At 72.0% G+C, this 20122-nt stretch carries 24 protein-coding genes; 7 read left to right on the top strand and 17 right to left on the bottom strand.

Going from position 1 to position 20122, the window contains the following annotated elements:
• Positions 1 to 6: 6 nt before the first annotated feature.
• Positions 7 to 1221, top strand: coding sequence for a phosphoserine phosphatase SerB (serB, locus tag AC6EI4_RS10575; RefSeq protein WP_498451417.1), 1215 nt, complete (start codon positions 7 to 9; stop codon positions 1219 to 1221).
• Between the two features lie 25 nt (positions 1222 to 1246).
• Here serB and AC6EI4_RS10570 read toward each other — a convergent pair whose 3' ends face one another.
• The 4 genes from AC6EI4_RS10570 to AC6EI4_RS10555 form a co-directional block, all read right to left on the bottom strand.
• A complete protein-coding gene (locus tag AC6EI4_RS10570; protein WP_498422923.1) occupies positions 1247 to 1759 on the bottom strand; it encodes a SixA phosphatase family protein in 513 nt (170 codons plus the stop codon).
• 47 nt (positions 1760 to 1806) lie between these two features.
• Entirely contained in the window at positions 1807 to 2577 is a 771-nt protein-coding gene (fabI, locus tag AC6EI4_RS10565; protein ID WP_498422924.1) for an enoyl-ACP reductase FabI, read from the bottom strand.
• Between the two features lie 44 nt (positions 2578 to 2621).
• Positions 2622 to 3326, bottom strand: coding sequence for a 3-oxoacyl-ACP reductase FabG (gene fabG, locus AC6EI4_RS10560; RefSeq protein ID WP_498422926.1), 705 nt, complete (start codon positions 3324 to 3326; stop codon positions 2622 to 2624).
• 70 nt (positions 3327 to 3396) lie between these two features.
• Positions 3397 to 3609: a dodecin gene (locus AC6EI4_RS10555; RefSeq protein ID WP_498422927.1), complete on the bottom strand. Its 213-nt coding sequence runs from the start codon at positions 3607 to 3609 to the stop codon at positions 3397 to 3399.
• 73 nt (positions 3610 to 3682) lie between these two features.
• Between AC6EI4_RS10555 and AC6EI4_RS10550 the strand changes: the two genes are divergently transcribed.
• Together AC6EI4_RS10550 and AC6EI4_RS10545 are read left to right on the top strand one after the other, a co-directional pair.
• On the top strand, positions 3683 to 4012 hold the full coding sequence (locus tag AC6EI4_RS10550; protein ID WP_498451416.1) for a DUF3099 domain-containing protein: 330 nt from the start codon (positions 3683 to 3685) through the stop codon (positions 4010 to 4012).
• 215 nt (positions 4013 to 4227) lie between these two features.
• Positions 4228 to 4470 carry a hypothetical protein gene (locus AC6EI4_RS10545; protein ID WP_498422929.1) on the top strand — a complete coding sequence of 81 codons (243 nt, stop codon included), beginning with the start codon at positions 4228 to 4230 and terminating at the stop codon, positions 4468 to 4470.
• A 30-nt stretch (positions 4471 to 4500) separates the two neighbouring features.
• On the opposite strand, the gene moaA is transcribed toward AC6EI4_RS10545, so the two are convergent.
• A complete protein-coding gene (gene moaA, locus AC6EI4_RS10540) occupies positions 4501 to 5514 on the bottom strand; it encodes a GTP 3',8-cyclase MoaA (protein ID WP_498422930.1) in 1014 nt (337 codons plus the stop codon).
• A gap of 94 nt (positions 5515 to 5608) precedes the next feature.
• Here moaA and AC6EI4_RS10535 point away from each other — a divergent pair, with 94 nt between their 5' ends.
• Positions 5609 to 6400 (top strand): SURF1 family cytochrome oxidase biogenesis protein, encoded by a 792-nt coding sequence (locus AC6EI4_RS10535; RefSeq protein WP_498451415.1) that lies wholly within the window; start codon positions 5609 to 5611, stop codon positions 6398 to 6400.
• On the opposite strand, the gene AC6EI4_RS10530 is transcribed toward AC6EI4_RS10535, so the two are convergent.
• The 4 genes from AC6EI4_RS10530 to AC6EI4_RS10515 all read right to left on the bottom strand — a co-directional run bounded on the left by AC6EI4_RS10530 (position 6365) and on the right by AC6EI4_RS10515 (position 11610).
• On the bottom strand, positions 6365 to 7120 hold the full coding sequence (locus AC6EI4_RS10530) for an SDR family oxidoreductase (RefSeq protein WP_498422932.1): 756 nt from the start codon (positions 7118 to 7120) through the stop codon (positions 6365 to 6367). The two genes, AC6EI4_RS10535 and AC6EI4_RS10530, sit on opposite strands and share 36 nt — an antisense overlap.
• Before the next feature lie 54 nt (positions 7121 to 7174).
• Positions 7175 to 9058 carry an ABC transporter ATP-binding protein gene (locus AC6EI4_RS10525; protein WP_498451414.1) on the bottom strand — a complete coding sequence of 628 codons (1884 nt, stop codon included), beginning with the start codon at positions 9056 to 9058 and terminating at the stop codon, positions 7175 to 7177.
• Positions 9059 to 9124: 66 nt separating this feature from the next.
• Positions 9125 to 9913 (bottom strand): enoyl-CoA hydratase/isomerase family protein, encoded by a 789-nt coding sequence (locus tag AC6EI4_RS10520; RefSeq protein ID WP_498422935.1) that lies wholly within the window; start codon positions 9911 to 9913, stop codon positions 9125 to 9127.
• Positions 9914 to 10011: 98 nt separating this feature from the next.
• The gene (locus AC6EI4_RS10515) at positions 10012 to 11610 is read right to left on the bottom strand and encodes an ABC-F family ATP-binding cassette domain-containing protein (RefSeq protein ID WP_498422936.1); all 1599 of its coding nucleotides are present in this window, start codon (positions 11608 to 11610) and stop codon (positions 10012 to 10014) included.
• A 134-nt stretch (positions 11611 to 11744) separates the two neighbouring features.
• On the opposite strand from AC6EI4_RS10515, the gene ypfJ reads away from it, so the two are divergent.
• The gene (gene ypfJ / locus AC6EI4_RS10510) at positions 11745 to 12683 is read left to right on the top strand and encodes a KPN_02809 family neutral zinc metallopeptidase (protein ID WP_498422937.1); all 939 of its coding nucleotides are present in this window, start codon (positions 11745 to 11747) and stop codon (positions 12681 to 12683) included.
• Positions 12684 to 12804: 121 nt separating this feature from the next.
• On the opposite strand, the gene AC6EI4_RS10505 is transcribed toward ypfJ, so the two are convergent.
• Both AC6EI4_RS10505 and AC6EI4_RS10500 read right to left on the bottom strand, forming a co-directional pair.
• Entirely contained in the window at positions 12805 to 13707 is a 903-nt protein-coding gene (locus tag AC6EI4_RS10505; protein ID WP_498451413.1) for a phosphotransferase, read from the bottom strand.
• 74 nt (positions 13708 to 13781) lie between these two features.
• On the bottom strand, positions 13782 to 14393 hold the full coding sequence (locus AC6EI4_RS10500) for an acVLRF1 family peptidyl-tRNA hydrolase (protein WP_498451412.1): 612 nt from the start codon (positions 14391 to 14393) through the stop codon (positions 13782 to 13784).
• Between the two features lie 62 nt (positions 14394 to 14455).
• Between AC6EI4_RS10500 and AC6EI4_RS10495 the strand changes: the two genes are divergently transcribed.
• Both AC6EI4_RS10495 and AC6EI4_RS10490 read left to right on the top strand, forming a co-directional pair.
• Positions 14456 to 14671 carry a hypothetical protein gene (locus tag AC6EI4_RS10495; RefSeq protein WP_498451411.1) on the top strand — a complete coding sequence of 72 codons (216 nt, stop codon included), beginning with the start codon at positions 14456 to 14458 and terminating at the stop codon, positions 14669 to 14671.
• 48 nt (positions 14672 to 14719) lie between these two features.
• A complete protein-coding gene (locus AC6EI4_RS10490) occupies positions 14720 to 15067 on the top strand; it encodes a DUF192 domain-containing protein (protein ID WP_498451410.1) in 348 nt (115 codons plus the stop codon).
• On the opposite strand, the gene AC6EI4_RS10485 is transcribed toward AC6EI4_RS10490, so the two are convergent.
• From AC6EI4_RS10485 to AC6EI4_RS10460, 6 genes are read right to left on the bottom strand one after another with little or no spacing between them, the layout of a single operon-like run.
• Positions 15039 to 16487, bottom strand: coding sequence for a vWA domain-containing protein (locus AC6EI4_RS10485; RefSeq protein WP_498451409.1), 1449 nt, complete (start codon positions 16485 to 16487; stop codon positions 15039 to 15041). The genes AC6EI4_RS10490 and AC6EI4_RS10485 overlap by 29 nt on opposite strands.
• Positions 16488 to 16524: 37 nt before the next feature.
• Entirely contained in the window at positions 16525 to 17013 is a 489-nt protein-coding gene (locus AC6EI4_RS10480; protein WP_498422945.1) for a hypothetical protein, read from the bottom strand.
• Entirely contained in the window at positions 17010 to 17630 is a 621-nt protein-coding gene (locus tag AC6EI4_RS10475) for a hypothetical protein (protein ID WP_498451408.1), read from the bottom strand. Before AC6EI4_RS10475 ends, AC6EI4_RS10480 begins: the two co-directional genes overlap by 4 nt.
• Positions 17621 to 18949 (bottom strand): hypothetical protein, encoded by a 1329-nt coding sequence (locus AC6EI4_RS10470; protein ID WP_498451407.1) that lies wholly within the window; start codon positions 18947 to 18949, stop codon positions 17621 to 17623. Before AC6EI4_RS10470 ends, AC6EI4_RS10475 begins: the two co-directional genes overlap by 10 nt.
• 47 nt (positions 18950 to 18996) lie before the next feature.
• Positions 18997 to 19731, bottom strand: coding sequence for a hypothetical protein (locus AC6EI4_RS10465; protein ID WP_498451406.1), 735 nt, complete (start codon positions 19729 to 19731; stop codon positions 18997 to 18999).
• Between the two features lie 3 nt (positions 19732 to 19734).
• Positions 19735 to 19959: a Flp family type IVb pilin gene (locus AC6EI4_RS10460; RefSeq protein ID WP_498451405.1), complete on the bottom strand. Its 225-nt coding sequence runs from the start codon at positions 19957 to 19959 to the stop codon at positions 19735 to 19737.
• Positions 19960 to 20122: the final 163 nt, after the last annotated feature.

Genomic DNA, 20122 nt, shown 5'->3' with positions numbered 1-20122 from the left:
CCTGCCATGACCCAGGACGCCCCCAACACCCTGCTGATCACCCTCACCGGCATCGACCGGCCCGGAGTGACGTCGACGATCTTCTCCACCCTCGCCCACACCGGCGTCGACGTCGTCGACGTCGAGCAGATCGTGCTGCGCGGCCAGCTGGTGCTCGGGGTCCTGGTCACCGCCCCGCGGGACTGGAAGCGCCTCGCCGCCGCCGTCGAGGAGAGCGCCGCCTTCCTGGGGATGCACGTCTCGATCGAGCGCGGCACCGGCGACAACCAGGCGCGCAAGCAGGGACGCTCCCACGTGACCGTCCTCGGCGCCCCGCTGCACGCGCACGCGATGGCCGCCATCTCGGGGCGGATCGCCGACGTCGGGGGCAACATCGACCGGATCGTGCGGATGGCCCGCTACCCGGTCACCGCGATCGACCTGCACGTCTCCGGCGTCGCACCGGCCACCCTGCGCTCGGTGCTCGCCCCCGAGGGGTCGCGCCAAGGCGTGGACGTCGCCGTGCAGCCGGCCAGCCTGATCCGGCGCGGGATGCGGCTGATCGTGATGGACGTGGACTCCACCCTGGTGCAGGGCGAGGTCATCGAGATGCTGGCCGCCCACGCCGGCTGCGAGGCGGAGGTCGCCCGCGTCACCGAGGCCGCGATGCGCGGGGAGCTCGACTTCGAGGCGTCGCTGCGCTCGCGGGTGGCGCTGCTGCGCGGCGTCGACGCCTCGGCGCTCGACCAGGTGTACGACGCGATCCAGCTCGCACCCGGGGCCCGGACGATGGTGCGCACGCTGAGCCGGCTGGGCTACCGGTTCGCCATCGTCTCCGGCGGCTTCAGCCAGATCACCGACCGGCTCGCCGCCGACCTCGGGATCCACTTCTCCCGGGCCAACGAGCTCGAGATCGTCGACGGCCGCCTCACCGGCGGCATCGTCGGCCAGGTCGTCGACCGGGCCGGCAAGGCGCAGGCCCTGCGCGAGTTCGCCGCCGAGGTCGGCGTGCCGGAGTCCAGCGTGGTGGCGATCGGGGACGGGGCCAACGACCTCGACATGCTCAACGCCGCGGGCCACGGCATCGCCTACAACGCCAAGCCGGCGGTGCGGGAGGCGGCCGACACCTCGGTCAACGTGCCCTACCTGGACGCGATCATGTACCTGCTGGGGATCACCCGCGAGGAGGTCGAGGCCGCCGACGCCGAGGCCGGCATCGTGACCCCCTCACCCCCCGTGTGATCCCGCTCGGGTGACCCGAAGCGGCTCAGCCGCGCCCGTCGTGGAACCCCGCCAGCCGCGCCGTCGCGAAGCCGAGGTCGGCCCAGTCCCCGTCGTAGGCGAAGACGCTCACCGCGGCGGTCGGGTAGCCGCCCGCCATCGCCGCGCCGGCCTGCGCGTCGCCCTCGCCGTCGTCGAGCATCTGGGCGAGGTAGGCGATGGTCGGGTTGTGTCCCACCACGATCACCGAGCGCGCCGAGGCCGGCGCCAGCCGGATCAGGTCCAGCGCCGTCTCGGGTCCGGCTGAGTAGAGCCCTGCCTCGACCTCCGGCTCCAGGTGCCAACCTGCGGTCTCGGCCAGCTCGGCCCAGGTCGACCGGGTCCGGGTCGCGGCCGAGACCATGGCGTGGTCGGGCACGAAGCCGGCCGACCTCAGCCAGCCGGCCGCCCGGGCGGCGTCCTCGCGCCCCCGCGCGGTGAGGTCGCGGGCGGCGTCGGAGGCGGCGTGGCCCTCGGCCTGGGCATGTCGCATCAGGACGAGACTGCGGTTCTCGGGCACGCCCCGAATCCTGCCACTACCCGCGCCGGTGGCGACAGCGCGCTCGCTCAGGAGCCCATCGCGTGGAAGCCGCCGTCGACGTGCACGATCTCACCGGTGGTCGCGGGGAAGAAGTCCGAGAGCAGCGCACAGACGGCCTTGGCGGTCGGCGTCTGGTCGGTCTCGTCCCAGCCCAGCGGCGCGCGGGTGCTCCACATCGACTCCAGCTCCTCGAAACCGGGGATCGCCCTGGCCGCCAGCGTCCTCAGCGGTCCGGCGGCGACCAGGTTGCAGCGCACCCCCTGGGGCCCGAGGTCGCGGGCGAGGTAGCGCGAGCACGACTCCAGCCCGGCCTTGGCCACGCCCATCCAGTCGTAGGCGGGCCAGGCCACCGTCGCGTCGAAGGTCAGCCCGACCACCGAGCCGCCCTGCGGCATCAGCGGCAGGCAGGCGGCGGTCAGCGACTTCAACGAGAACGCCGAGACCTGCAGCGCCTGCGCCACGTCGGGCCAGGGCCCCTGCATGAAGTCGCCCCCCAGCAGCGTCTCGGGGTTGCCGTAGGCGATCGAGTGGACCACCCCGTCCAGGCCGTCGACGTGCTCGCGCACCAGGTCAGGCAGCCGGGCGAGGTGCTCGTCGTCGGTGACGTCGAGCTCGAGGACCGGCGGCTCCACGGGGAGCCGCTTGGCGATCCGCCGGGTGATCCCCAGCGCCCTGCCGAAGTTGGAGATCAGCACGGTCGCGCCCTGCTCCTGTGCGACCCGGGCGGTCGCGAAGCCGATGGAGGAGTCCATCGTGACTCCGGCGACCAGGATGCGCTTGCCCTCGAGTATGCCCATGTGTGTTGCTCCCTCTCCTTGGCTGTCGGCCGGGTCCGGCCTGGTCAGTGCCCCATGCCCAGGCCGCCGTCGACCGGGATCACGGCCCCGGTGACGTACGCCGCGGCGTCGGAGGCGAGGAAGGCGACGACCGACGCCACCTCGTCCGGGGTGGCGTAGCGGCCCAGCGGCACCTGGGTCTTGATGAGCGTCTTCTGCTCGTCGGTGAGCACCCCGGTCATGTCGGTCTCCACGAAGCCGGGAGCCACCACGTTCGCGGTGATGGAACGGCTGCCCAGCTCGCGGGCGATGGAGCGCGCCATGCCGATCAGCCCGGCCTTGGAGGCGGCGTAGTTCACCTGGCCCGCCGAGCCCAGCATCGCGACCACCGAGGAGACGAAGATGATCCGGCCGCGGCGCTGGCGCAGCATGCCCTTGGCGGCGCGCTTGGCCAACCGGTAGGAGCCGGTCAGGTTCGTCTCGATCACCGAGGACCAGGCGTCCTCGGACATCCGCAGCAGCAGGGTGTCGGAGGTGATGCCGGCGTTGGCCACCAGCACCTCGACCGGACCGTGCGCCTGCTCGACGCTCAGGAAGGCCGCCTCCACCGCGGCGGGGTCGGTCACGTCGCAGCGCACGTCGAGGGCGCCCTGCGGGGCTCCCCCGTTGCGGGTCGTGACGGCGACCTTGTCGCCCTGGGCGAGGAAGGCTTCCGCGATGGCGCGGCCGATGCCGCGATTGCCGCCGGTGACGAGGACTGATCTGCTCACGTCCAGCGACGCTAGCGATTACCCGCGCGTAGCCCTAAACACCTCGCCGCCCGGGCCGTGGGACGCCGGCTCAGTCGTCCTCGAGGCGGAAGCCGAGCCGGATGCCCACCTGGAAGTGCTCCACCTGGCCGTCCTTGACCTGCCCGCGGACCTGGGTGACCTCGAACCAGTCGAGGTGGCGCAGGGTCTGGGAGGCGCGCGCGATGCCGTTGCGGACCGCCTGGTCGATGCCGTCGGGCGAGGTGCCGACGATCTCGGTGACGCGGTAGGTGCGGTCGGTCATGGGGTCCTCCGTGCGGTGTCGGTCCAGGCTGGTCCCGGGCGGCTCGACGATCGTAGCGACGTACGATGGTGCGATGGCCGAGCGCGAGCGTCGCCGGGACTCCGAGCCCGTGCGCATCACCAGTGCGGGGACGAACCGCGCCGACGAGATCGCCGCGCGCCAGCGCCGCTACCTGTACTCGATGTCGCTGCGCGCGGTCTGCTTCATCGGGGCGGTCGTCGCCGACGGTTGGCTGCGCTGGACCCTGGTGGCGGGCGCGGTGGTGCTGCCCTACGTCGCGGTGGTGATGGCCAACGTTGCCCCCCGTCGCCGCGACGACTTCCAGGTCCCCGAGGGCGGTCCGATCGACCGCCAGCTGGGCAGCGGGACCACCGGCTCGACACAGCTCCCGCCGCGCCCCTGACCGGCGTGTCCGCGCGCTCGGCAGCCGGCCCCTCTCCGGGCCCGGAGCGGGCCGACGAGGGGCCCGTCACGTTGGGCCCGCAGCGGTAGAAAACCGCTGAGGGCCGTGCAAGAATTACCCTCGTCGGCTCGGTCTCCCCCGTCTGAGCCGGCAATCGCGATGCCGGACAGCTTCCCCCGTGGCTGTCCGGCATCGTCCGTCTCTAGGCTGGCGCCATGCCCGATCCCCTGAGCGCGCCCCCCGAGACCGAAGCTGCCGAGATCGCCCCGGTGGACGCACCGCTGACCTGCTCGGCGAAGGGCTGCCCGCAGGACGCGGTGTGGGCCCTGCTGTGGAACAACCCCAAGCTGCACACGCCCGAGCGCCGCAAGACCTGGCTGGCGTGCGCGCAGCACCGCACGTCCCTGGGCGACTTCCTCCAGGCGCGCGGGTTCCTGCGCGACGTCGAGGCGCTCTGATCCGAGCCGGCGCAGGGTCGGGCCGGCGGCTCAGCCGCCGATCGCCGACATCGGGCGGTCCGGCTGCAGGAACAGCGGGTCGTCAATGCCGTGCCCGGCCCGCTTGCCCGCCATCGCGGCGACCCAGCGGCGGGCGATCTCGTCGTCGGAGGCTCCGCCGCGCAGGGAGGCCCGCAGGTCGGACTCCTCGCGCGCGAACAGGCAGTTGCGGATCTGGCCGTCGGCGGTGAGCCGGACCCGGTCGCAGTCCCCGCAGAAGGGCCGCGTCACGCTGGCGATGACCCCGACCGTGCCGGGTCCGCCGTCCACGGTGAACAGCTCGGCCGGTGCGCTCCCCCGCGGCTCCACCGCGGCGGTGAGCACGAACTCGCGCTCGAGCATCGCGAAGATCTCGTCGGCGGTGATCATCAGCTCCCGGCTCCACCCGTGCTGGGCGTCCAGGGGCATCTGCTCGATGAAGCGCAACTCGTAACCCTCGCCGAGCGCCCAGCGCAGCAGCTCGGGCGCCTGGTCGTGGTTCACCCCGCGCAGCAGGACCGCGTTCACCTTGACCGGTCCGAGCCCGGCGTCGCGCGCGGCGGCCAGGCCGGCGAGGACGTCGTCGAGCCGGTCGCGGCGGGTGATCGCGGCGAACGTCTCGGCGCGCACGCTGTCCAGGCTCACGTTGACCCGGTTCAGCCCCGCCTCCGCGAGCGTGTGGGCGGTACGGCGCAGGCCGAGCGCGTTGGTGGTCACCGACAGCTCCAGGTCCGGTCCCGCCAGACGGCTGCGGCGCACGATGTCGACCAGCCCGCGGCGTACCAGGGGCTCCCCGCCGGTGAAGCGGACCTCCTGGACCCCGAGTCTCTCCACGCCGATCCGGACCAGCCGCACGATCTCGTCGTCGGTCAACACCGACTCGTCGGGTAGCCAGTCCAGCCCCTCGGCCGGCATGCAGTAGGAACACCGCAGGTTGCACCGGTCGGTCAGGGAGACACGCAGGTCCGTGGCCACCCGGCCGAATCGGTCCTCGAGCGCGTAGGTCGTGACGGGGTCACTGCTCATTGCCTCAGTCTAGGTGTGAAGCGGACCTCACAGTAGGCGGGGACCGGTCGCGAGTCGCCCGTCGCGCGCGACTACCCTCGGGGAGGTGGATCGGATGCGGTTGTTCCTCAGCAGGCGGTGGGCGCTCTTCGCCATCGCCGTCGCGCTGCTCGCCTACGGCGCGTGGTGGCTGGGCGGGTGGCAGTTCGACCGGCTCGAGGAGCGCAAGGACCGCAACGAGGTCGTCGAGCGCAACGAGACCGCCACCCCGCGCCCGGTCCAGGACGTCCTGGCACCGGGTCGCGCCGTCAGCTCCGAGGACGAGTGGGCCCGGCTCACCGCGACCGGGGTCTACGACACCGACGACACCGTGATCGTGCGCTACCGCACCCGCGACGGGAAGTCCGGGATCAACGTCGTCGTCCCCCTGGTCACCGAGGACGGCACCGCCCTGCTGGTGGACCGCGGCTGGATGCCCACCGACAACCGCGGCATCGACGCCGCCGAGGTTGCGCAGCCCCCCTCGGGCGAGGTGGAGGTGACCGGCTGGGCCCGCGGCGACGCCACCGGCGACAGCACCAAGGTCGCCAACCAGTCCACGCGCGCCATCTCCAGCACCGAGATCGGTGCTGCCCTGGACCGGGAGGTGTACGGCGGCTTCCTGCAGCTCTCCTCGGAGGACCCGGAGCCCGCCGAGTCCCTCACCCCCTCGGACCTGCCCGAGCTCGGCGACGGCCCACACTTCTTCTACGGACTGCAGTGGTGGTTCTTCGGGGTGCTCGCGGTGTTCGGCTTCTGCTACCTGGGCTACGACGAGTGGCGCAAGGCCAAGCGCAAGAACGAGCCCGCCCAGGAGTCCCCCGGCGAGGACTCACAGGGCGCGGAGCATGCCTCCGTCGACCGGTAGCATCACGCCGCTCACGAACGACGCGGCGGGCGAGAGCAGGAAGGCCGCGGCCCGGCCGAACTCCTCCGGCTCGCCGTAGCGTCCCAGCGGGATGCTGGCCAGCGCCGCGGCCCGGGCCGCGGCCGGGTCGGGTGCGGAGGCGTCGAGCTCGGCGACCCGCTCGGTCGCGATCCGCCCGGGCAGCAGTCCGTTCACCCGGATCCCCCGTGGCCCCAGCTCCTCGGCCAGCGTCTTGGCGACCATCGCCAGCCCGGGGCGCAGCCCGTTGGACAGCGCCATCTCCGCGAGCGGTGCGCGGACGCTGGAGGACAGCACCACGGCCAGCGCGCCGGTGTCGGACAGCTCGGCGCCGATCTCGCGCAGCAGCCGGACCGCACCGAGGAAGACGGTCTCGAACGACCGGGTCCAAGCCGCGTCCCCGGTGTCGGCCACCGTGCCCTTGGGCGGTCCGCCGACGCTGATCAGCGCGCCGTCCAGACGCCCCCAGCGCTCCCGGGCGGCGGCGATCAGGCGCGCCGGCGTGTCCGGGTCGGCGTTGTCCGCCCGGACCCCGAGCGACGCCTCGCCCAGCGCGGCCGTGGCCTCGTCGAGGGAGTCGGCGCTGCGCCCCGAGAGCACCACCCGGGCGCCCTCGGCGACCAGACGCTCGGCGCTCGCGCGACCCAGGCCGCGGGCTCCACCGGTGACGACGTACACGCGCTCGCGCAGCTGGAGGTCCATGCCGGGGAGCCTACTCACCCCGTCGAGGCGCAGGGCCTCGCTCAGCCCACCCGCTCAGCCCACCCGGTCGCCGTCGTGGACGGCGAACTGCGTGCGGTACAGGTCGGCGTACAGGCCACCCTGGGCGAGCAGGTCGGTGTGCGTGCCGGACTGGACGATCCGGCCCTGCTCGAGCACCAGGATCCGGTCGGCGTGGCGCACGGTGGAGAGCCGGTGGGCGATCACCAGCGACGTGCGCCCCTCCAGGGCGGCGTCCAGGGCCCGCTGCACGGCGGCCTCGGACTCGCTGTCGAGGTGGGCGGTCGCCTCGTCGAGGACGACGATCGCCGGCGCCTTGAGCAGCAGCCGGGCGATGGCGAGCCGCTGGCGCTCACCACCGGAGAGCCGGTAGCCGCGGTCGCCGACCACCGTGTCCAGGCCGTCGGGGAGGCTGCGCACCAGCGACGCCACCTGGGCGGCCTCCAGGGCGCGCCAGATCTCGGTGTCGTCGGCGCCGGGCCGGGCGTAGAGCAGGTTGGCGCGGATGGTGTCGTGGAACATGTGCGCGTCCTGGGTGACGTAGCCGACCGCGTCCTCCAGCGACTGCAGCGTCACGTCACGCACGTCGTGTCCACCGACACGCACGGCGCCCTCGGTCACGTCGTACAGGCGCGCCACCAGGTGCGTGACGGTGGTCTTGCCGGCCCCCGAGGGGCCCACCAGGGCGATCATCTGCCCGGGCTCGGCGCGGAAGCTGACGTCGTGCAGCACCGGCCCGTTGTCGCGGGTGTCGCGGCGCGCGACGCCCTCGAGCGACTCGATGCCGACCTCCTCGGCGCCGGGGTAGCGGAAGCCGACGCGGTCGAACTCCAGGCGCGCGGCGCCGGCGGGCAGCGCGACTGCGTCCGGCTTCTCGGCGACCAGGGACGGCAGGTCGAGCACCTCGAAGACCCGGTCGAAGCTGACCAGCGCGGTCATCACGTCGATGCGCACGTTGGACAGCCCCTGCAACGGCCCGAGCAGGCGCAGCAGCAGCGTGGCCAGCGCCCCGAGCGTGCCGATGGTGAGCTGGTCGCGGACCGCGAGATGCCCGCCCACGCCGTACACCAGCGCGGTGGCCAGCGCCGGGACCGCCATCATCGTGGCCATGAAGACCCGGGTGATCAGCGAGATCCGGATGCCCAGGTCGCGCACCCGGCCGGCCTTCTGCGCGAAGAGCGCGTCCTCGTCGGCGCGACGCCCGAACAGCTTGAGCAGCATCGCGCCGCCCACGTTGAACCGCTCGGTCATGACGTTGCCGAGGTCGGCGTTGCCGTCCATCTGCTGCCGCGTCAGACCGGCCAGCCGGTTGCCGACCCAGCGGGAGGTGATCAGCAGGATCGGGAACGTCGCCAGGCACAGCAGCGTGACCTGCCAGCTGAGCACGAACATCGCGATGCCCACCACGAACACCGAGATGGTGTTCGACACGGTGCTGGACAGGGTGGAGGTGAAGGCGCGCTGCGCCCCGATCACGTCGTTGTTCAGGCGCGAGACCAGGGCGCCGGTCTGCGTGCGGGTGAAGAACGCCAGCGACTGGCGCTGCACGTGCGCGAAGACCTGGGTGCGCAGGTCGTAGATGAGCCCCTCGCCGATCCTGGCCGAGAGGAACCCCGACAGCACGGCCAGCAGGGCGCTGAGCACCGCGGTGGCCACCATCGCCAGCGCCAGCACGGTGATCAGGGTGCTGTCGTGGCCGAGGATCCCGTCGTCGATGATCCGCTGCACCAGCAGCGGGGTCACCACCACCAGGCCGGCGTCGACGACGGTCAGCGACAGGAACAGCGCGATCAGTCGCCGGTGCGGGCGCGCGAACTGCAGGATGCGGCGCACCGTGCCCCGCTCCACCTTGGCCTTGGCCACACTGCGATCGGTGCGCAGGTTGCGGAACGCCGGGCCCATCCCCTGCATGCCGGACATGGCCCCTCCTCCGGGCCGCGAACAGCCCTGCTGCTTCGTCTAGCCGGTCTGGTCAGGCCGGTGTCGTCATCCCTGCATCATCTGGGCCAGCTCACGGAACCTGCGGGCCTGCGCCTCACGCTCGAGGCGGCGCTGCTCGTCCAGGCTCCGGTCCGCTGCCCCCTGCAGCAGGGTCTTCGTCTCACGCACCGCACCCGCCATCGGTGCGGTCAGCGCGGCGGTGAGGTCCGCGACCGCCGCGTCCAGCTCGGACGCCGGCACGACGGCCGTCGCCAGCCCGATCGCCGCTGCCTCGGCGGCCCCCACCATCCGTGCGGTGGCACAGATCTCGAGTGCTCGCGAGTAGCCAACGCTCTCGACCAGCGGCTTTGTTCCCGTCAGGTCCGGCACCAGGCCCAGCGCGGACTCCTTCATGCACAGCTGCGCGTCGTCGGCGAGCACCCTCAGGTCGCAGGAGAGGGCCAGCTGGAAGCCGGCGCCGATGGCGTATCCCTGCACCGCGGCGATCGAGACGAAGCGAGGGTCGCGCAGGAACGTGAAGCCGCGCTGGTAGTCGTCGATGGTCGCCGAGATCTGCTCGTCGGGCAGCGCCAGCAACGAGGCCACAGTCTCCTCGCCGTCCCCGCCCGCGGGGTCGAGCATCTTGCGGTCCAGACCCGCGGAGAAGCTGTGCCCCTCGCCGCGCACGACCACCACCCGGACGTCCTCGGGCAGCGACTCCCCCACCTGCGCCATCGCCCGCCACATGGTGGGCGTCTGGGCGTTGCGGGCCTCCGGCCGGTTCAGCGTCAGGGTGGCCACCGGCCCCTGGATCTCGAGACGCAGGCCGGCGGAGGTGAGCTGTTCGGGAGTCATGGGCCGCAGTCTAGGAAGCCCCCTCACCGGGCCGCAGGTCAGGCTGGGCTCACCTTGCCCGCGCCGCACCCGCCCGGCTCAGCTCAGCCCGGCTCAGCTCAGGCGAGGCTGACCAAGTCGGCGTACTCGTCGCTCCAGAGATCCTCTTCACCGTCGGGCAGGATCAGCACCCGGTCCGGCTCGAGGGCGCGCACCGCACCCTCGTCGTGGGTGACCAGGATGATCGCCCCCTCGTAGCTGCGGATGGCGGCGAGCACCTCCTCGCGCGAAGCGGGGTCGAGGTTGTTGGTGGGCTCGTCGAGCAGCAGCACGTTGGCGCTGGAGACGACCAGGATGGCCAGGGCCAGACGGGTCTTCTCGCCACCGGACAGCACACCGGCCGGCTTGTTGGCGTCGTCGCCGGAGAAGAGGAAGGAGCCCAGCACCGAGCGTGCCTCGGCGTCCGCGAGCTGGGGTGCGGCGGTGCGCAGGTTCTCCAGCACCGTCCGGTTCACGTCCAGCGTCTCGTGCTCCTGGGCGTAGTAGCCCAGCTTCGCTCCGTGGCCCGGGACGACCTTGCCGGTGTCGGGCTGGTCGACGCCGGCGAGGATCCGCAGCATCGTGGTCTTGCCGGCGCCGTTGAGGCCGAGGATGACGACCCGCGAGCCCTTGTCGATGGCCAGATCGACGTCGGTGAAGACCTCCAGCGAGCCGTAGGACTTCGACAGCTCGGTGCCCATCAGCGGGGTCTTGCCACAGGGGGCGGGCGAGGGGAACTTGATCTTCGCCACCCGGTCGGCCTGACGCTCGCCCTCGAGCCCGGCCATCATCTTCTCGGCGCGCTTGAGCATGGACTGGGCGGCGGTGGCCTTGGTCGCCTTGGCCCGCATCTTGTTCGCCTGGTCCATCAGCGTGCTGGCCTTGCGCTCGGTGTTCTGCCGCTCGCGCTTGCGACGTCGCTCGTCGGTCTCACGCTGGGTGAGGTAGGCCTTCCAGCCCATGTTGTAGATGTCGATCTCGGCCCGGTTGGCGTCCAGGTGGAAGACCTTGTTGACCGTCGCCTCGAGCAGCCCGTTGTCGTGGCTGATCACGATCAGGCCGCCCTTGTGGGTGCGCAGGAACTCACGCAGCCAGACGATGGAGTCGGCGTCGAGGTGGTTGGTCGGCTCGTCGAGCAGCAGCGTCTCGGCCTCGGAGAACAGGATCCGGGCCAGCTCGACGCGGCGGCGCTGGCCACCGGACAGGGTCTTCAGCGGCTGGCCGAGCAGCCGGTCCTCGATGCCGAGGCTCTTCGCGATCTGGGCCGCCTCGGACTCCGCGGCGTACCCGCCACCGGCGTGCAGGTCGGCCTCCGCGCGGGTGTAGCGGCGCATCGCCTTCTCGCGGACCTTCAGGTCGTCGCTGCCCATCTGCTCCTCGGACTGGCGCATCCGCCGTACGGCGTCGTCGAGCCCGCGCGCCGAGAGGATCCGGTCGCGCGCGAGCACCTCGGGGTCGCCGATGCGCGGGTCCTGGGGCAGGTAGCCGATCTCGCCCGAGCGCAGCACCTGGCCGGAGGCGGGCAGCGCGTCACCGGCGAGGATCTTGGTGAGGGTGGTCTTGCCGGCGCCGTTGCGCCCGACGAGACCCACCTTGTCACCGGCCGCGACCCGGAAGCTGACGTTCTCCATGAGCAGGCGCGCACCGGCGCGCACCTCGAGTTGCTGAGCCGTGATCATGTGAGCTTTCTGCAGGCTGGGAAGGGATGCGGGGCCATCGGGAGGCCGATCGGCCCGCGCGCATCATCGTCTCCACCCTACGCGCTGGCGCGGGCCCGTCCCGCATCGCCAGAGCGGGGTGCGATCATGCGCAGATGCGCTTCAACCCCAAGGCCCGTCTCGACACCGGCCGCGTCTCCAACCGCGGCGGCGGTGGCCGCTCCGCCCGCGCGAGCGGCGGACTGCCGATCCCCGGCGGGGTGGCCGGCGGCGGCATCGGCGGCGTGGTGGTGCTGATCATCGTCTTCGTCGTCCTGCAGCTGGTCGGCGGCGGCGAGGGTGGGGGCGGTACGGCGACGTCGGGCGTCGACACCAGCCGGGTCGCGCAGGCCGACCGGGAGCGCTACGCCGGCTGCACCACGGGCGCGGACGCTAACGAGAGCGCCGACTGTGCCCGGGTGGCGATCGAGAACTCGCTCTACGACTACTGGGCCGACACGCTGCCCCGGCAGGGCGACGTGGCCTTCCGGCCCGCCACGATGGCCACGTTCACCGGCGCGGTCGACACCGCGTGCGGTCGCGCCGATTCGGCGGTCGGCCCCTTCTACTGCCCCGCCGACCAGGGCATCTACCTCGACTCCGCGTTCTTCGACACCGTCCTGGAGCGCCAGCTCGGCGGCCCGGACGGCGGCTTCGTCGAGGCGTACGTGCTCGCCCACGAGTACGGACACCACCTGCAGAACCTGAGCGGGACGATGGGCCGGGTCCGGACCCAGCAGGGCCCGCGCAGCGACGCCGTACGCCTGGAGCTGCAGGCCGACTGCTACGCCGGGATGTGGACCGCCGCCGCCACCTCCACCGAGGACGCGGCCGGGTCCCGGCTGTTCGCCGAGGTCACCGACGAGGACGTCCGCCTGGCGATCGAGGCGGCCGAGGCGGTGGGCGACGACCGGATCCAGCAGAAGACCCAGGGCCAGACCAACGAGGAGTCCTGGACCCACGGCTCCGCGGCGTCGCGGATGAAGTGGTTCCGCACCGGCTACGAGCGCGGCACCCTCGAGAGCTGCGACACCTGGGCCGTGCGCACCCCTTAGTCGCCGCACCCTCCCGCTCGAGGCCACTGGCCACACGAAACCCGCACTTCCCACGTGTTCCTTCACGTGGGATGTGCGGGTTTCACGAGTTAACTCGTGAAAGCAACAGGGACGGCGCCCCTCACAACAGCGCCTCGATGTGCGCCGCCTGCCGTTGCAGGGCCTGGAGCGCCGGCGCCACCGAGGGGTGCCGGAACTTCCCGGCCAGCGCGCCCTCGCCGTCGGCCGCGCGGGACAGCGCCCAGTCGGCGCGGGTGAGCACCGTGAAGACCGACACCGCCCGCGCCGCCAGCAGCACCTGCTCGGCGGTGGCGAGCCCGCTCGGCAGCCCGTCCAGGTACGCCGCGAGCAGCGGCTCGAGCGACTCCCGGGTGGACAGAGCGAAGTAGCCCAGGTCGGCGCCGACGGGTCCCTGGCCCAGGGCCGACCAGTCGATGGCGATGACGTCGTCACCGTGCCGCCCGCGCAGGTTCGCCGGCACCGGGTCGCCGTGCTGCGCCACCTGCGGAAGCTCGTCGAGGCGCGCGAGGAGCACCTCGCGCCGCGACCACAGATGGTGGGCCACGTCGGCGACCGTGGTTCGGGCGAGGACCGTCCAACCGCCGCGGCGTTCCACCGGACGCAGCCGGCTGCGCAGCTGTCCCCGGCTCAGCCAGGGCCGCTCCCCCAGCTGCGCACCGGCGAACCGTCCCAGGGCGCGGGCCGTGAACAGGCCGGGGTTGTCCGCCAGTTCGACCAGTTCGTGGACCAGCGTGACGCCCTCGTGGTCCTCGTCCACCCGGAGCGCCGCCGCGCTGCGCAGCCCGGGGGTCCGCTCGGTCCCCCGGTCGAGGGCCGCGTCGGCCTCGCGGCGCCAGTAGGCGGGGTGGCGCGGGTCCGAGAGCTCAGCCGGGTCGTCGGGGCCCGGGGCGCGCAGCCGCTTGGCGACCAGCTCCCGGCCCGCCTCGTCGAACGCCCACACTCCCTGCGTCGACGCGGAGGGGCCCGCCGGGAGGCGGCGCCAGCCGGGCTCGGGCTGCCACATGGGCACATCCTGACAGAACGCGGCCTCGGATCGCCGCAGATCTCCACGACGGAGGCCGGCCTGTCCCGGCACTCTCAGCCGCGGTTGGTGACCTCGACCCGGATCGCGCAGGCGTCGCGCACCGCGCTCTCCAGCACGCCGCGCCGCGGGTCGGGTACGGCGAGCCAGGGCGCCACCACCTCGAGGTGCGCCAGGCGCGGGTCCTCGAGCACCTCCCGGACTGCCGGACGGTCCCCTCCGGTCACCAGCATGGGCACCGCGACCAGCAGCCGCGCGGCATGCTCGGCCGCCGCCTCGTAGGCCTGGCGGGCCTGGTTGTCGCGCCGGCGGGCGAAGCGCTGCTGGCTCTGTCCGCCCGCCTTGGTCCGCCCCTGGACGTGGCGCTGGCCCACCTTGGACGCGACGATGCTGTCCCCGGCCAGTCGGGCGACGGCGAATCCGCCCCTGCGGACGAGCAGGATCCCCCACGACTCGGGAGGGCGCCACGCCTCGGCGAGGCCCTCGGCCCCCGGCTCCCCGTCGTACGGCGCGGCGAAGGGCAGGCGCGCCGCGAACGTGGACCCGTCCTCGGCCACCCCCCGCAGAGCACCGTCGGAGCAGGCCAGCGCGGTGGTCCCGTGCCGTTGGCCGAAGTTGGCCACCCACCGCCCGATCCGCTCGACCGGCACGAACACCTCGACGCTCACCGCCCGAAAGTAGCGCGTTGCCCGTAGCCTGTGCGCACTGACCCGTGACGAGAGGACTGGCCATGGACTTGAGTGTCGTTGGGATCGTGGGCCTGATCGCCGGGGTCTTCGTGGTCGTCGCCGGCTGCGTGCTGGCGCTGTTCGTCTCGGTCTTCCGGCGGATCCGCCGCGGAGACCTGGTGCGGCGCAGCCCCCAATCCGACTGGCGTCACGATCCGTCGCACTCGGACACCGCCAACTGGACGGGCGGCACCACGGACTACACCAGCGGTCCGTGAGCGAGAGGACCAGCCGGAACCGACCAACACCAAGCAGGGGGACTCTTCGTGCACCGCCTCACCGTCGACGGGCGTGACGTCGCTTTCGTGGAGCTCGCCACGACCGCGCGCACGCGCAGCAAGGGCCTCCTGGGCCGGACCGGCCTGGAGGGCGCGTTGTGGCTGGCCCCGGCGCGGCAGGTGCACACCTATCGGATGAAGTTCGCGATCGACGTCGCCTACCTGGACAAGGAGCACGTCGCCATCCATGTCGCCACCATGCAGCCGGGACGGCTCGGACCGTGGTCATGGCGCAGCAAGGGCGTCCTGGAGGCCGAGGCCGGGGCGTTCGAGACCTGGGGTCTCACCCAGGGGTCCCGGATCGACTTCACCAGCCGCGCGCGCGACGCCGTCTGATCCGGTAGAGCAGCACCCCCAGCCCGATCGTGCCGACGGCCAGGAAGCCGGCGAGCACCGGCGCGCGCCACGTCGGCGCCTCCGACTCCGAGACGGGCCGCCGGTACTTGTCGGCAGCCGAGGGCCCCGGTGACGCCGGCGGGACGCTCGGCGAGGGGACGGGCGCGGTGCTCGGGTCGGGATGAGGCGTCACCGGCTCCCCCGGGTCCACCGGCTGCTCGGACTGCTCGGACTGCGGATCCAGGCCGTCGTAGTCCAGCGAGAACCGGACGTTGTACCGGCGCGGCGCGAGGTACTTGGCACACTCGAGAAGCTCGTTCTCCCGGTCGACGCCCAGCGCCAGCCGGATGGTCCACGGGCCCGCGTAGTCGATGCCGGTCGAGCTCTCCTCGAGCGGATGGGAGGTGGAGGCTCCCGTCGAGCCGAAGTCCACGCCGTCGAAGACTCCCGAGTTGCCGTACGGCGGGTACACGTAGCCCTCGCCGGCCCGGTTGCGCAGCTCGGCGCGCCAGGACGGGCACCTGCTGAGCTCTCGCGGCATCGTCGTCCGCTCACCGCCCTCGATGGTGGCGAGGACCCGGGGCCGGGCGCCGACCGGCGCGTCGAACCGGAACCAGGCGGAGCCACCCGGCGCCAGCGTGATCCGGTAGGCCCCGGGCGTGATCATCCTGGCCTTCGCCCGTCGCGGACTCGCCTCGACGGCACGCCCGGTCCCGAGCCGGCCCGTCGCCTGCTGGCTGATCCGCCGCAGCGCCGCGCTGAGCGCGTCGGAGTTCTCGGCGTCGTAGTAGTCCCCGCCGGTGGCGTCGGCGATGCAGCGCAGCTGACTGCGGGCCTTGCCGGTCCGGCCGAGCGCGACACCGACGGTCTCGATGCGCACCTCGAGGCCGTTGCGCTTCAGGTCCTTCACGATCTCGCACGGCGGACGGGTGCTGCAGTTGTCCTCGCCGTCGCTGATCAGCACGATCACGTCCCGCGCTCCGGCGCCCTGGGTGAAGTCGTCGGCGGCCCGGGTGAGGGCGTACCCGATCGGGGTGTCGCCGGTGGGGCTCAGGCGACCGGCCGCGGCGACCACCCGGGCCGGCCTGGTCGGGGCCAGCGGCACCAGCAGCCGCGAGTCGCGGCACGATTCGGCCCGGTCGTCGCCGGCGTAGTCCGAGCCGTAGGCCCGCAGCCCCATGCTCGAGGCGCGAGGAAGCGAGAACGCCAGCTCCGAGAGGGCCCGGCGTGCGCCGTCGAGCAGCGACTGCCCGTGCCCGCCGTCGCGTTGCATCGATCCCGAGACGTCCAGCACGACCAGCACCCGCAGGTCCGCGTCGGTCGGCGCGCTCGCCCGACCCGGGGCGACCAGCCCGAACGCCACCAGCAGGCCGGCAAGCACCGAGACGAGCAGGCGCCGCCGGCGGTCTCGGCGGCTCACCGCGGCCACGGTGACCGGCACGTTCGTCTCGTCACGCTCAGCGACTTCCCCATGCTCTGCTGGGAGGAAGCTCCTGGTGGGTCGAGAACTGCGAGGACTGGTCGATGACGCCTCGCTGGATCACGTAGAGCGCGCCCCCCACGAAGCCGATGGCGCACCCCACCCCGACCGGCATCGCCGTGCGGTCGGCAAGCCAGCCGAGGCCGGAGGCGGTCCCCACGCTCGCCGCCGTCAGCAGCGCCAGGGGTGTCGCCACCGTGAGCACCGCCTGTCCGGGCGAGGACAGCCCCGCCCCCGTCAACGCCATCCCACCGGCGATGACACCGGCCAGGATCGCGGCACAGGCCACGAAGGCGGTGGAGCCCCACCACAGCACGTTCACCCGGGAGCCGACGCCCTGGACGTCGCTGATCGTCCGATCCGCCCCGGCGACGGAGAAGCCGAGGATGACGATCCCGGCTCCGACCACGCCGATGGCGGCTGCCGCCAGCACCCCACGGGTCACCGCGATCGGGCGCGTGATCATCCCGCGGTGACCTTCACGGAGTCGTAGGCCTTCTTCATCAGCGAGTCCCACTCCCCCTCGGGGGCGATGAAGCGGATGCTGGAGGAGGTGTCGTCCGACAGCTGGATCATCAGCGTCACCTGCTCCACCGGGTACTCCTCACCGTTGTAGTCCAGGTTCCGTCGGAACCTGAGGAACTCGGCTGCCTCGGCACCCGGCACGTCCGCTTCGCCCTTGTCCAGGAGCTCGTAGCCGGACGAGAGCTCGGCGATCTTCTCGGCCGCGGTGGCCATCCCGGCATCCAGCTGAGCGCCCTTGTCGGGCTGGCCCATCGAGAACTGCAGTCCGGCGGGGAACGGCGTCGTCTCGATCGGCTGGCCGACGGCCCACTCCCAGGTAGTGCCCTCGACGCTCTCGATCTCGGGGTCGTAGTCGACCCAGTCATCGGCCATCTTGACCACGATCCCGTGACCCGCCGCGTAGGACGCTCCGTCCTCCTCGACGATCCGGAACTCATCGGGGGCGGTCGAGACCAATGCGTCCGACACCTCAACGTCCTCTCCACCACAACCGGTCAGCATCACCAGCGACGCGAGAGCCGCACCGAGCAGCGCACGTGCCCTCGAGGTCATCCGCATGCGAGGTTCTCCTCCCAGGTGCCGGTGACGGGGTTGTAGTACCAGCCGCCGGTCGTCGTCTCGTCGGTGGTCACGACGTGCCCCTCGGCGCCGACGGTGACTGCGATCACCTTGACCTTACCGCCCCACTCCTCTCGGCTCTCGTCCACCGTGCCCTGCGTGAACGTGTACTGCGAGTGGTTGCGGAACTGGTCGTTGATCGCCGCCTGGGCGTCCTCGTCGAGCCCGCCGCCGGTGACGAAGTTCCCCACCGCGTCGGAGAGCTGGCTGCGTCCCTCGTCGTCGAACGTCGTCGAGAACCCGAGGGAGACCTTGCCGCCGGCTCCCAGGGTCAGGCTCGGCAGGTTGAACACGTCGTTGGTGGTGCCGGGCTCCGGCTTGCCGTGGCCGGGACCGAGCTGGACGTTCGCCGACCCCTTGGCCTGGCCCGAGATCTCGCCGGCCATCGAGACGAGCTTGCCGTCCTTGTCGAACGTCACGTCCGTCATCACGCTGAGGCTCATCTTGCCCGAGGCGCTCGCCGCGATCATCTCCGAGGGGACGGGGATGCCCAGCTTGAGAGCTGCGTCAACGGTCAGTGCCATCTTGAACTTGGTGTTTCCGTTCTTGAACGTCTCCACACCGAGGACCGCCTTGCCGCCGGCCGAGCCCTTCAGGGGCCCCGCGTCACCCGAGACCTCAGCGCCTCCGCCGGCCTGGTAGTAGGTGGATTCCGCCTCGGGCCCGCCCTCGACGCCGCCCATGGCCCCGCCGAAGTTGTCCTTGTTCTTCTCGGCGAACTCCCGCGCCTCCTCCAGCGAGTCGAACTTGAAGTTGCTCCCGGTGCTGATGCTCCCGGAGATCTTGACGCTGGCGCCCTTGCTCGCGTCGACGCCGCCCTCGCCGGTGTTGACGTCAGCCCCCGCCTTGGGACCGAACTCGTAGTTCGCGTTGACCTCCCCGGACGTCTTCACGACATAGGTGTCCTTGAAGGACCCGTCGTCCTGGCGCTCCCGGATCTTCAGCAGCGTGTAGCCGCTGTCGCCGCCGACGGTGGCGATGACCGACACCGAGCCGCCGTACTGCTTGCCGTTGGAGGACACCGTGCACTTGGTGGGGACGTAGGAGGGCAGCTCGCTGTTGGAGCAGCCGGCACCGCCCAGCGTCCCGCCGATCTTGCAGAAGGCGCTCGACATGATCTGCTTGCTCTGCCCCGAGATCGGGGTCGTGAAGCCGATCACCGCGATCGCCAGGAGCGCCGCGAAGGCCAGGATGCCGACGTACTCGGCGGTGGTCGCGCCGTCTTCCCCGCGCCGCCTCCGGCCTCCGAATGGGTACATGGTGCGTCTCCTGACTAGGTGTGCCGTGTGGCGCTGGGGTGCCGGTGTCACTGGATGAGGTGGATGTCCCACTGCAGAAGATCACCAAGGTTCGTGGCGCAGAAGCCGGCCGGTTCGAACGGCTCCGGCTCCTCGGGCTCCTCCGGCTCAGGCTTCTGGGTCTCCTTCGGGCCGCCGGGGCCCGGGGGGTCCGAGGGGCTCGGCGGCGGCGGAGGTGGCGGCGGTGGCGGAGGTGGTTCCACGCAGGACTCCAGGTACTCGGTCAGCCCGATGCAGGAGCCGCCGATCATGAAGCCGCTCAGATCGCTGCACAGGCCTCCCGAGATCGCGACCGCGACCTTCGAGCGGCTCCGGGAGCGGGCCTCGGCGTCGCCGCCCTTGACCGTGTCGAGCTGACGGGTGGTCACCTCGTAGGTCCACTGGCGCTTCACCGGGTCGTAGCCCCGGAAGGAGACGAGGCCGTCGACCTCGGCACCGTTCGCCTCGGCGTACTCTCGCGCCGCAACCTGAACGGCGGGCGCGGATCCGAAGCTCTGGAGGAAGGTGGTGAGGCTCCCGCCGGTGCCGAAGACCGACTCCAGCCTGAGCATCGACTCGACGTGGTCCTTGTGCTCGGCTCCCACTGCCAGGGCCGCCGCGTCCGCCGCGGTGTCTGCTCGGCCGGTCTGGTCGAGAAGATTCTGCAGGGCCACGAACGTCACGGCAATGGCGAACCCGCCGATGACCGCGAGGAGGAGGGCCGGGTAGACCTGGCCCTCCTCCTCAGTGGCGCGAGTGCGCATGAATCAGCCGAGCTCTTCGGAGATCTTGTCGAAGGCGGAGGTGATGATCTCGTTGGCCTTGCCGCCGATGGGGGTGGCGAAACCGATCACCGCGACGGCCAGCAGGGCGACGAACGCCAGGATGCCGACGTACTCGGCGGTGGTCTGGCCCTCCTCGTTGCGCCGGGCCTGGAGGTTCTGGCCGAAGACGTAGAGCGTGGCCTGCAGGGTGGCTGCGAACTGGTTCATGGTTGCTCCTGGTGTCGTGAGAGAGATGTGGGTCGTCGTGGTCCGAGTCGCTGCCCGTCCCTTGCTGACGACCTGAACGCTACGCAGGAAGGGCCGAATCGCCTCGGGCCCGCGGGCCCAATTCCGGGCCCAATCACCCGGGCCCAATCCGGGCCCCGACCGT

It is taken from the genome of Nocardioides sp. Z43_10 (assembly GCF_059766615.1).
Note: the sequence above shows the minus strand (reverse complement) of the source record. Positions and strands in the feature narration are given on the sequence as shown.